Below are 12021 nucleotides of genomic sequence, written 5' to 3'. Positions count from 1 at the left end.
GCGCCGCTCCCACGGCGCGGCGGCGGCGTCTACGGCTGTTCGTCGTGGTAGTCGCCAGGGCCGCCGTCGAGCCAGGCGTAGAGTTCCCAGAGCGTGTCGTCCGGGTCGGTGAAATAGGCGCAGCGCGCGTTCCAGACGTAGTTTTCGGGCGGTCCATAGAAGGGCACGCCTCTGGCGCTGAGTTCCGCGTGCAGCTGGTCGATCTCGCCGGGGCTGTCGAGCAGCACGGCGACGCAGACCTTGTGCGCATGGCGCGGCGATTTCAGATTCGACACGCCCGTATGCCGGTTGATGTGGTCGAGTTCCCAGACGGCCAGGGTGACGCCCTGGCCATGGAAATCGGCAAAGCCCTCGGCGCGGCGGCGCAGGCGGAAGCCAAGCTTCTCGACATAGAATTCGACGGTCCGCTCGATGTCGGCGACCAGCAGGCAGACGTCGGAAATGCGGCTCAGGCTGGCGATCGGCATGGTCATCGTCCTCCGTCGGTGCGTTCGCCGCGCGCCAGCCTGACGCCGACCCGGTTGGCGGCGCCGATGATGTGGGCGCGCATCGCCGCTTCCGCCGCTGCCGCGTCGCCGGCGACCAGCGCTTCGTATATGCGCACATGCTCGCCGACATTGACCTCGACCAGGTCATGCAGCGGGTTGGTCAGGCGGGCATAGTGGATCGACTGGCGGATCTGCTCGCAGACGAAGGAAATGAAGGTGTGGATGTAGCTGTTGCCGGTCGCCCGCGCGATCTCGCGATGGAAGAGCAGGTCGGCGTCGATGCTGCCGTCTTCCCAGCGCTCTTCGCCGCCCATGCGGTCGAGTGCCGCCTTGATCGCGTCGAGATGCTCCTGGCCGCGCCGTGCGGCGGCAAGTGCGGCCGATTCGGCTTCCAAAATGCAGCGCAGCTCGAACAGCCGCTCCATATTGTTCGTGTCTTTCAGCGCCTCGCGGTCGATGCGGATCGAGGCCCGCTGCTCGGGCGCCAGCACGAAAGCGCCGATGCCTTGCCGCGCCTCGATCATGCCATCGGCCCGGAGCTGGGCGATCGCTTCGCGCACCACGTTGCGGCTGACGCCGAATTTTGCCGACAGCTCCTGTTCCGTCGGCAGCCGCGCGCCGGGATTGAGCTCGCCGGATTCGATCTCCCGGCTCATGAACGCGGCAACCCGGTGCGGCAGCGTCTCCACGGTGCCGATAGCGGCCAGTCTTTGCTTCATGAGTGCATCTCCGTCGAACGCAGCAGGCAGCCGGGATTCATCAGCCCCGTCGGATCGAAGGCATCCTTCAGGGTCGCCACCAGCCGCCGATGGACGGGCGACAGGCCGCTCCAGAATTCCCGGCCGCGGCTGCGGCCGATGCCGTGTTCGGCGCTGATCGAGCCGCCGAGGCGGACGGCGATGTCGTAGAGGCCTGCCGTGATGCCGGCGCCCCGGGCGCGGGCCCTTGCATCGGGGAGATCGAGTGGCGGCAGCACGTTGAAATGGATATTGCCGTCGCCGGCATGGCCATAGGCGAGCGGGGTCCAGCCGGGATGCTCCGCCGCGACAAAGCGCCGGGCGCGTTCGATCAGCGCGGGAATGTCCGAGATGCGCACCGAAAGGTCGGTACGTACGTGGTAGCCACGTTTCGCCTGGCCTTCGACCAGCCCCTCGCGGATCGCCCAGAAGCCCTTCGCCTGCGCGCCGCTGGTGGCGAGAACCGCATCGCTGACGAGACCTTTTTCCATCGCGCCGGCGAGGAAGCCAACCAGGACGGCGTTGAGATCGACCAGCGCGCTGGAAGAGAGTTCGATCAGTACCTGGACCGGCGCCGCCACCGGCGCAACCGTCTCGGGGTCGATCAGGCGCGCCAGCTCGATGCATTCGTCGCCGATGATCTCGAAGGCCGAGACCAGGTCCGAACAGTCGCGCCGCGCCTGGCCAAACAGCGCGACCGCGGCTTCGAACGAGGCAAGGCCGAGATAGGCGGTTTCGACGCGCGCCGGTTTCGGGAACAGCTTGACCTCGACGCCGGTGATGATGCCGAGCGTTCCTTCGGCGCCGATGAACAACTGCTTCAGATCATAGCCGGTATTGTTCTTGCGCAGGCCGCAGAAGCCGTCCCACAATTCGCCGTCGGCAAGCACGACTTCCAGCCCGAGGATCAGGTCGCGCGCCATGCCGTAGCGCAGCACGTTGACGCCGCCGGCATTGGTCGCGGCATTGCCGCCGATCCGGCAGCTTCCTTGCGCGCCGAGCGCCAGCGGAAACAGGCAATCTGCCTGCTCGCTGGCGTCCTTGATCGTCTGCAGCACGCAGCCGGCATCGGCCTGCAGGATGAAATTCTCGGCGTCGACCAGGCGGATGGCATTCAGCCGCTCGAGGCTGACGATCACAGCGCTGCCCGCGTTGATGTCGATCGCGCCGGCGACCAGGCCGGTGTTGCCGCCTTGCGGAATGATGCCGAGCCCGAGCGAGCCGCAAAGCCGCACCAGCGCCTGGACTTCGGTGACCGTGCCTGGCCTCAGCACCGCGAGCGCGGTGCCGCGATAATCGCCCGACCAGTCACGCAGATATCCCGCCATGCCGGACGTATCGGCGATCACGCCCCTCGCGCCGACTATGTTTTGCAGCGCGTCGAGAACTGGTGAGGCGATACCGGGAACCGTCATTCCAATGCCTGGCGAGATTGAAGAGTAGGGATATACATATCATCCTACAACTTGATTGGAGTCAACGGACCCGCGTTGACGCGGTCAAATCGTCAACAGGCAAAGTGTGACGGCCAAGCCGCTACGATGACGGATGGCGATTGCCGGTTTGATGGACGAGGTGCGGAACGGCGTCTGGCGAGGGGAGGCGTGGCTTCGCCGGACCCGGCGCCGATTCACCGGGCAGGCGAGCGGTTGCCCCTACTACAGATATTGCGCGACTTTCTTGCCGACGGTCAGGAAACGCAGCGGATCGATCGCCTCGCCATTGTGGCGCACCTCGTAGTGCAGATGCGGGCCAGTCGAGCGTCCGCTGCTGCCGGTCTTGCCGATGATGGCGCCGGCGTCGACTTTTTCGCCTACCGTCACGTCGATCTCGCTGAGATGTCCGTAGCGCGTGGCAAAACCATTGCCATGGTCGATCTCGACCATACGGCCATAGCCGCCATTCCAGCCGGCCTTGGTGACGACGCCGGGCGCTGTCACCCGCGCCGCCATGCCGATGGGCGCCCTGAAATCCATGCCCGAATGCAGCGCGGCCGTGCCGAGAAGGGGATCGGTGCGCACACCGAACGGGCTGGTGACGGAGTGGCCGGGGGCGGGATTGGCAAGCGGCAGCCGGCGCGCTTCCTTTTTCAGCTGGTCGAGCGTGTCCAGCGCCTCGTCCAGCTCCTTGACCTTGCTGTCGAAGATCATCGACGAGTCGAGCGGGATCAACGGTCCGCCGACATCGCTTTCGTTCTTGCCGAAATCACTGTCGACCGGCAGTCCGCCTGCCTGCAGCGCCTGCTGGATGGCATCCGCGCTTTTGTAGGCATTGTCCGCGAGCGTGCTGATGCGGCTGAGCTGCTCATTCTCGATGGATTTCAGCGACTGGTTGATCGAGACGAACAGCTTGTCGGCACGATCTGCCGCTGAATCGCTGGGCAGCGGATCGGTGCGGGTCGACCACAAGGAGAAGGGCCTGGTGTCGGCGGTGCCGAGGTCGGCGCCCAGGCTGGCAACCGCGTAGGTCTGCGCGGGCTGGTTGATGCTGCCGGTCACCTCGGCGCGCTTGTCCGTCTTGGCGGCCGCGGCTGGATCGTCGGCGGGTACCGTTCCGGCGTCGTTTTCGGCGCGTTGGAGCAGCGGGCCGAGACGGCCATGCCGCTGACTGAGCTGCGTCTGGCGCTGAAGCAGTTCGCTGACCTTGGTTTCCATCAATTGCTGGTCGAGCAGCTGCCTGCTGGTGATGCGGTCGACCTGGGCTCGAAGCGCCGAAATGCGGTCCTCGTACGCCTGCTGCATCCGCGCCTGGCGTGCGGTGGTGGCGCCGATCAGGTCGTCGCGCAGCACGAGATAGGATGTGGCCAGGAGGTAGCCGATGGCAATGGCGGCGAGTGCTGAACCGATGAATGCCGCCAGCCAGGGGCGGACCGTGAAGTGCCTGATCTCGTTGCCTCGGGCGATGATGACCGTATGTGGTTCCTTGCGCCTGCCGAAGACTGCGGACTGACCGGTTGCGTTCACGGGACCAAGCTTTCGTTTACGACACCACGAGAGCTTGATTACACATTATTAGGGTTAACAAAGGATTGCCCTATCGGCCGCGCGGCGCCGAATGCACGCAGCGCGGGCACGAGGTTGCGCGAAAATCTCCAGGACACGGACCCTATGCCGCGGAATCGTTGGCGATGAACACTCATGTTCTGTCGGGAGCATCCAGTAGCTCGCAGAGCAAGGCTCGGGTTTTTTAACTGTCTTCGATCGCATTTAGTTGACGCTTTTCGAGTAAAGGCGTGTTGGTATTTGGGATTCACCGTGGCGGTAGGAATGCTGGACGATCTGGTTGGCAAGATCCTCGACAAGATTTCGGGCACCAGTCTGCTGGCGACCGGGCTTTTGCTGCTGACGGCCTTTGTCAGCGCCCTCGTGGCCTATTGGCGCACGGTCGAGGAGAAGAGCTGGAAGGAGTTTTTCGAGTTCGTCATCCCGCATGAGGTCATCACCCATCCGTCCGCGAAGGCCGACCTGCTGTTCTGGGTCACGAAGAAGGCCCTGATGCCCTTCCTGATGCTGCCCGCCGGAATCGTCTTCGTCACGGCGGTGGGCTACGGGACCAACTGGCTGTTTTCCACACTGTTCCAGTTCCAGCCGCCTCTGATCGAGGGGCCGGCAGGGCCGGTGACGGTGCTGATCTTCACCGTCAGCATGCTGCTTGCCTACGACATTTCCTATTATCTCTATCACGTCGCCCAGCATCGCTATCCGCTGCTTTGGGAACTGCACAAGGTGCATCACTCGGCCGAGGTGATGGTCGGGATCACCAAGGACCGGGTCCATCCGCTCGACGAGTTGATGAACCGGGCCTGGGACGGCCTCATCGTGGGGCTCTGCTTCGGCATCTGGTCGCTGATTTCGCTGAACCTTGTCGAACTGACCGTTTTTGGCGTCAACGTCTATGTCATGCGCAACATCCTGATGATGGATTTCGTCAGGCACACGCATTTCAAGATCTCGTTCGGCCCGCTCAACAATTTGATCCTGTGTCCTCATTGGCACCAGTTGCATCACAGCACCGATCCGCGCCACTACGACAAGAACTTCGGGCTGCTCTTCTCGTTCTGGGATCGGCTCTTTGGGACATTGTGTGTGCCGAGGCCCGACGAGGACTTCAAGTTCGGGCTGGTTGACCGCGATGTACGTGACTACCAGTCGCTCGCCGGCCTTTACGTCATGCCGTTGAAGCGGATGTGGGGGCATATCGCCAGGCGCATCCGGCCCGGAAAGTCACGCTCACGCACCTCGCGATCCTCGGAAGGGACACGGCCATGAACGCTCCCGTTGTGCTCGCCATCCCGCGGACACGCACCTTCGAAATCGTGACATCGGCGGTGCGCCTGGCCGAGATCGCACCGGCCTGGAGCGCGCTCTGGCAGCGGGCCGGCGGGCTTGTCTTCCAGCACCCGGACTGGATCGCGGCCTGGTGGCGAACCACCCCGCATCAGGAACGGCGCGCGCTCAGGATTGGCCTTGCCTGGAACGGCGACCGGCTCGACGGCGTGATAGCGCTCGCGACCTTCAGGCGCTCCGGCATCCGCATACTCGAATGGGCAGCGAAGGATCACAGTGACTATGGCGACGCGCTGGTTGCACCTGACAGCGACCCGCGGGCGATCTCCCGCCTCTGGCAGCATGTTTTTGACCAGGGCGGCTTCGACCTGATCTATCTCAACCGTCTGCTGCCGGATGCCGGTGTTCATGCCCTGCTGGAACCGGCCCATGGCAAGGCGCTTCGGCCCAACCACCGCACTGAAATCAGCTATCGTGTCGGCGGCTCCTGGCAGCGTGGGGCGGAATGGTTCGAGACGTTGTCCAAGAAGGGCCGGCAGAACTATCGTCGTGGCCGCAAGTTCATGGAAGAAAGCGGCGCATTGCGTTTCCGGCTGCTGGATCCGGATGAGCCGCGCGAACCGGTGCTCGAGCGGGTCGCGACGTTGAAGCGCCTCTGGCTCGCCCGCCATGGTCGCGCCTCGGATCTGTTCGACAAGGGCTCGCCCGTTCTCGCCGCGCTTATTTCGGTGCTGGCCGACCTCGGGCTGTTGCGCATCTTCGTGCTGGAGCTTGACGACAAGATCGCCGCCGTCTCGATCAATTTCGAGCAGCGCGGCACGATGATGGCTTTCGTCACCACCTATGATCCCGAATACGAGCGCGCCTCGCCGGGTATGGTGCTGATGATGGACTATATTCAGTGGTCGTTCGACCGTGGCCTTGCCACGATTGATTTTCTCTGCGGCGGCGAGGATTTCAAGCGGCGCTTCGCCACGCAATCAGTCACGCTGTCGTCGATGATGGGCGCGCGCGGCTTGCGTGGCCATCTTGCCGCGCTGGCCGATCAAGTGAGCCATGCTTCGAAATCCTGGAGGACGCGGCGGCAGCCGAAGGCTGAGGCCCCTGACGAGTAGCGTCATAATTGTCGATTGCTTTGGTGGGCTTTGGCGACGTTCAGAGCGCGCGAACGGCTTCCAGCACGGCCTCGGCATGGCCCTTGACGCGGACCTTGCGCCAAATCCTGGCGATCCGTCCGTCGCGTCCGATCAGGAACGTCGCGCGCTCGACACCCATGTATTTGCGGCCATACATCGATTTCTCGACCCACAGATGGTAGGCCTCGATCACCTTGCGCTCCTCGTCGGCGGCAAGATCGATGGTGAGATCGTATTTCGACTTGAACTTGTCGTGTTTCTTGGCGCTGTCGGGCGACAGGCCAATGACGACGGCGCCGGCCTTCTCGAATTCCGGCTTCAGCCGTGAGAAGCTGATCGCCTCTTGCGTGCAGCTTGTCGTGTCGTCCTGTGGATAGAAATAGAGTACCACCGGCTTGCTGGCGGATGCCGCCAGGCTGAGCGATCCGCCACCGTCCCGCGGCAGGTCGAATTGCGGCGCGGGATCGCCTACGTCGAGGTCGGCCATATCGATGCCCTTGTTTGAGGTTACGCGCGAAGCCACACCGATATAGTGTCGAGCGGGGATTCGTCCACGAGCGAATTCGTACAACGGAAGATTGCGTGGATCAGGAGCAACCGCAGCACGAGAAGATCAGGTTCAGGCGGGACGAGATCACCGACCTGGGGGCTTTGCCGTCCGCGTGCCGCGTCCCGCCTCTCGGTCAGGCTGCCATCGGCCGCGGCGTTCGCATCCTTTCACGCCTGTTTGCCGGCCTGGTCGCGTTCATGCTGCTGGTCGCGGTGACCGTCTATCTCATCGGCCTTTCCGGCATCGGCTCGGACCGGCTGCGCGTCGAGGCGGAGAGCGCCATAGAGAGGCTGGCGGGCGTCGACGTCAATGTCGCGGTCGGGCCCGCGCGCATTACGCTCGACAGTTCGAGCTTCGTCGCCCTCCAGGTCAGCGATGTCAGCCTGAAGACATCAGACGGCAAGCCGATGGCGGATGCCGGTCGTGTGCGCTTTGGCGTGCGTCTGGTGCCGCTGCTATGGGGTGAGGTGCGGCTGACCAGTGCCAGGATCTCGGATGCCCGTGTCGTCATGGCGGCGATGCCGTCCGGCGGCGACTGGACCGCGGCGCTGCGCAACCAGGACGGCCTCGTCGATCCGGAGAAACTGTCGGACGCGGTGTTCGGCAATATCCATCGCGCGCTCGATGCCGTGCGGGAAGATTCGATGCGCCGGATCGATCTCAGCAATGTCGAGTTCGTGCTGCCCGACGCCGGATCGATCAAGCTGGTCAAGATCGCCGACGCCACCGTGGTTCAGTCGGGGCCGGGGGGCATGAAGTTCACCGCCGAGGCGGATGTCGACGGCAGGACAGTCACGGTTGCCGCCGCCGCCATCCGCGATGTCGCGGCGCACCGGGTAACAAGCCTGGATGCCAGCATCAATCTGGCGGATGCCGGCGCCACCGCTGCCGGCTCCGGGAAGCTTGGTGCCGTCGCGTTGAAGCTGACGGGATCGGAAGGCTCAGGCACCACCGCATCACGCCTGGCCGCCGCCCTTTCATCCACCGGCTCGGTGCTCGATCTTGGCGCGCGCGGGCTGCTGCCGGCGGATGCCGATGTCAATGCGACGCTTGTCTACGGCTCCAACAAGATCCAGGTGGACAGGTTGCTGCTGAAAACCGGCCGGTCTTCATTCGATTTCGGCGGCTCGATCGGGCCAAAACCGGCAACCGGGGTAGCGGGTGAGGAACCGTCCTACCGTTACGATCTGACCAGCGACGGTTCGACCTTGGCACCGTCGGAATCGCCTGAACCCGCATTGATCTTCCTGGCGCGGATTGCCGGCGTCTACCAGCCGCAAAGCCGTAAACTGGTGGCCGAGCAGATCGCGGTTCGGTCCTCTGGTTCCGGCGAGGTGCTTGGTACCTCAACAGTGGAATTCGTTGACGGCAAGGCTCCCGGGATCAATCTGGCGCTCAGCGTCCATGACATGCCGGTCTCGCACGTCAAACAGCTTTGGCCATGGTTTTCGGCGCGCAATGCGCGGCTCTGGGTGCTGAACAATTTGTTCGGCGGCCGCGTGGTCGACGCCAATCTCCAGTTCCAGGTGGTGCCGGACCGCCTCGGCAATGGGGTACCGCTTTCCGCCGACGAGGTCTTCGGCCGCTTCCAGATCGAGGGGGCGCGCTTCGACACGGCCGGCCGCATTCCGCCGATCCGCGACGCGGTGGGCGTCGTCGGATTCCACGGCAACGACGTCGACATTTCATTGTCCTCGGGCACCGTCTTCATGCCCAGTGGCCGCGTGGTTGCGGCCAGCAACGGGACATTGACCGTCAAGGCGGCCAACCGCCCGCCGGTCATCGGCGCTCTCGATATCGACGTTGCCGGCGATGCGTCCGCTGTCGCCGAACTTGCATCCTATGAACCGATCAATGCCATGCGCCATGTCGGCCTTCTGCCGGAGGATCTTTCCGGCAGCGTTACCGGCCACGTCAAGGCGGACATTCCGCTGCAGTCGGGCGTCGATACCGCGAGGCTCGATTGGCTGGTGTCGCTCGACTATACAGGCCTGTCCTTGGCCAAGCCGTTCGAGGGACAGGCCGTAACCAATGCCGATGGCTCGATCACCGTCGACCCGCAAAAGGCTGTCATTTCGGCTAAGGCATCGCTGAATGGCATTCCGGCCGAACTCGATCTGGTCGAGCCGCTGGCCGATGACGGGCCGGCGCGCAGCCGCAAGGTAGCCCTGGTGCTCGACGACAAGATCCGCGCCGTTGCCATGCCCGGCCTGACGCCGCTGCTTGGCGGAACGGTGAAGGTCGCGATCGACAAGAGCGGCAACGGCAACCAGAACGTCTCGGCCGACCTGACCAACGCCAGGCTGGACATTCCCTGGGCCGGCTGGAGCAAGGGGGCGGGGGTTCCCGCCAGCGCCACATTCGTCATGACCAAGTCCGGCGACACCACGACGCTGTCCGACTTCGAGCTCGACGGCAAGACGTTCTCCGTCGACGGCAGTATCGTGCTGGTCAACGGCGCCTTGTCTTCGGCCAAGTTCAACAAGGTCACCTTGAACAGGGGCGACGACGTGGCTGTTTCGGTCAAGCGATCGGGCAAGGGCTACGCGGTCGACATCAATGGCAATGCGCTCGACGCTCGTTCGCTCATCAAGCAATTTACGTCCGATGTGGACACCGCAACGAAGACGACGGGAACAGACAACATTTCCGTCAGCGCCGATGTCAATCAGCTGACCGGTTTCCACGATGAGCAACTGTCCAACCTGAAGCTCGACTACAGTGCGGCCGGTTCAAGGGTGAACGGACTGAAGGTGAGCGCGACGGCGAGTTCCGGCGCCGCCATCGTCATCAGCAACACCACCGGCGACGACAGACGCTCGCTCAACGTGCAGTCGGCGGACGCCGGCGCCATCCTGCGGTTCCTCAACATTTATGAGCACATGGAAGGTGGCGCGATCACATTGGCCCTGTCGGGAGCCAGCGATGGACCGATGAAGGGCAAGGTCGACACCAGCAACTTCTTCGTCGTCAACGAACCCAAACTCGCCTCCATCGTCTCGACCACGCCGGCCGGCGATAGCCGCAGCCTCAACCAGGCGGTGAAGGGCAAGCTCGACACGTCGCGAGTGAAGTTCGAACGGGGTTACGCCGAGATCGACAAGGGTAGCGGCTACCTGAAGCTGACCAATGGCGTGCTGCGTGGCCCGCGCATCGGCACGACGTTCCAGGGCATCCTCTACGACCAGAACAACAATATGGACATGACCGGCACCTTCATGCCGGTCTACGGCCTCAACCGTATTTTCGGCGAACTGCCCATCGTCGGCGCGCTTCTGGGCAATGGCCGCGACCGCGGCCTGATCGGCGTCACCTACCGGCTCAGGGGCAATGCCAACAAGCCGGTGCTCGACGTCAATCCGCTGTCGGTGATCGCGCCGGGCATATTCAGGTCGATCTTCGAGTACCGGTGAGGGTCCTCAGGCCGGCCGCACCAGGATGTGCTTTTTCCTGCCCAATGAAAGCTTCACGACATTTTCCGGACTCAAATCCTGAAGCGTGACCAGTCGACGGTCGTCGCTTACCGGCTGGTCGTTCAGGCGCACGGCGCCACCCTGGACGTGCCGCCTTGCCTCGCCATTGGACGATGCCAGCCCCGCGCTGACCAATAGCGACAGGATGCCGACGCCGGATTCGAGCGCGGCCCTGTCCGTCTCGACCGTGGGCAACGTGTCGGCGAGAGCGCCTTCCTCGAAGGTCTTGCGCGCCGTCTCGCTGGCCTGTTCGGCGGCCGCGCGGCCGTGCAGATGGGCGGTGATCTCCGTTGCGAGGATCTTCTTCGCCTCGTTGATCTCGGAACCACCCAGCCGCTCGAGCCGTGCGATCTCGTCCAGCGGCAGCGTGGTGTAGAGCTTCAGGAAACGGCCAACGTCGGCATCCTCGGTGTTGCGCCAGTACTGCCAGAATTCGTAGGGGCTCAACATCTCTGGATCGAGCCAGACCGCGCCCGAGGCGGACTTGCCCATCTTGGCGCCGGACGAGGTGGTGAGCAGCGGCGTGGTCAGTGCGTAGAGTTGCGCATCCTCCATGCGGCGGCCGAGATCGATGCCGTTGATGATGTTGCCCCATTGGTCGGAGCCGCCCATCTGCAGACGGCACCCAAGGCGCTTGTAGAGTTCGACGAAATCATAGGCCTGCAGGATCATGTAGTTGAATTCAAGGAACGACAGCGATTGCTCGCGGTCGAGCCGCAACTTGACGGAATCGAAAGCGAGCATCCGGTTGACCGAAAAATGCCGACCGACATCACGCAGGAAATTGACGTAGTTGATCTCCATCAGCCAGTCGGCATTGTTGACCATCACCGCATCGCTGGAACCGCTGCCGAACTTCAGGTATGGCATGAAGTTGCGGCGGATACCGGCCAGGTTGTCGTCGATGTCCTGGGGCGTCAAAAGTTTGCGCGCCTCGTCCTTGAAGGACGGGTCGCCGATCATCGAGGTGCCGCCACCCATCAGCGCGATCGGCCGGTGTCCGGTCTGCTGCAGCCAGTGCAGCATCATGATCTGGATCAGCGAGCCGGCATGCAGGCTCTTGGCCGTGGCGTCGAAGCCGATATAGGCCGTCACGGTTTCCTTGGCGAAGATAGCGTCGAGGCCGGCATCATCCGAGGTCTGGTGGATGAAGCCGCGCTCGCTCATCGTGCGCAGGAAATCGGATTTGAAGGCAGGCATGTTTTCTTTCCCGAAAGCGTACGCCCGGTCCGTCGCGGGCATATGTGAACGCGCGCGTTTAGCACTCAAGTGGCATCAGCAAAAGTGGAATCCGGTTTTGCGCCGGATCGCGCGCCAACCAAGAGTTCGCGATCAGCAAAGGCGGAACCTG

9 protein-coding genes are annotated in these 12021 nt (G+C 63.6%); 3 read left to right on the top strand and 6 right to left on the bottom strand.

Annotated features, from left to right (window positions below; genetic code table 11):
- Positions 1-29 precede the first annotated feature (29 nt).
- From EN804_RS04280 to EN804_RS04265, 4 genes are all read right to left on the bottom strand, one after another.
- Entirely contained in the window at positions 30-473 is a 444-nt protein-coding gene (locus EN804_RS04280; RefSeq protein WP_135918710.1) for a VOC family protein, read from the bottom strand.
- On the bottom strand, positions 470-1207 hold the full coding sequence (locus tag EN804_RS04275) for a FadR/GntR family transcriptional regulator (RefSeq protein WP_135880167.1): 738 nt from the start codon (positions 1205-1207) through the stop codon (positions 470-472). The genes EN804_RS04280 and EN804_RS04275 overlap by 4 nt, the downstream gene beginning before the upstream one ends.
- Positions 1204-2640: an FAD-binding oxidoreductase gene (locus EN804_RS04270; RefSeq protein WP_135880168.1), complete on the bottom strand. Its 1437-nt coding sequence runs from the start codon at positions 2638-2640 to the stop codon at positions 1204-1206. The genes EN804_RS04275 and EN804_RS04270 overlap by 4 nt, the downstream gene beginning before the upstream one ends.
- A gap of 243 nt (positions 2641-2883) precedes the next feature.
- Positions 2884-4188: a M23 family metallopeptidase gene (locus EN804_RS04265; RefSeq protein ID WP_135918709.1), complete on the bottom strand. Its 1305-nt coding sequence runs from the start codon at positions 4186-4188 to the stop codon at positions 2884-2886.
- A gap of 303 nt (positions 4189-4491) precedes the next feature.
- Between EN804_RS04265 and EN804_RS04260 the strand changes: the two genes are divergently transcribed.
- Positions 4492-5493 (top strand): sterol desaturase family protein, encoded by a 1002-nt coding sequence (locus tag EN804_RS04260; protein WP_127280699.1) that lies wholly within the window; start codon positions 4492-4494, stop codon positions 5491-5493.
- Positions 5490-6626 (top strand): GNAT family N-acetyltransferase, encoded by a 1137-nt coding sequence (locus EN804_RS04255; protein ID WP_135918708.1) that lies wholly within the window; start codon positions 5490-5492, stop codon positions 6624-6626. The genes EN804_RS04260 and EN804_RS04255 overlap by 4 nt, the downstream gene beginning before the upstream one ends.
- Before the next feature lie 40 nt (positions 6627-6666).
- Here EN804_RS04255 and EN804_RS04250 read toward each other — a convergent pair whose 3' ends face one another.
- On the bottom strand, positions 6667-7134 hold the full coding sequence (locus EN804_RS04250) for a peroxiredoxin (protein WP_127280654.1): 468 nt from the start codon (positions 7132-7134) through the stop codon (positions 6667-6669).
- Positions 7135-7229: 95 nt separating this feature from the next.
- Here EN804_RS04250 and EN804_RS04245 point away from each other — a divergent pair, with 95 nt between their 5' ends.
- Entirely contained in the window at positions 7230-10610 is a 3381-nt protein-coding gene (locus EN804_RS04245) for a DUF3971 domain-containing protein (protein ID WP_135918707.1), read from the top strand.
- 6 nt (positions 10611-10616) lie between these two features.
- Here the strand turns inward: EN804_RS04245 and tyrS are convergent, their stop codons facing one another.
- Positions 10617-11870 (bottom strand): tyrosine--tRNA ligase, encoded by a 1254-nt coding sequence (gene tyrS / locus EN804_RS04240; RefSeq protein WP_127869572.1) that lies wholly within the window; start codon positions 11868-11870, stop codon positions 10617-10619.
- Positions 11871-12021 lie beyond the last annotated feature (151 nt).

This window comes from Mesorhizobium sp. M8A.F.Ca.ET.161.01.1.1 (assembly GCF_004792105.1).
In the GTDB taxonomy this organism is placed as follows: domain Bacteria; phylum Pseudomonadota; class Alphaproteobacteria; order Rhizobiales; family Rhizobiaceae; genus Mesorhizobium.
The sequence above is the reverse complement of the archived record's forward strand: the minus strand, read 5'-3'. Positions and strand labels throughout refer to the sequence as shown.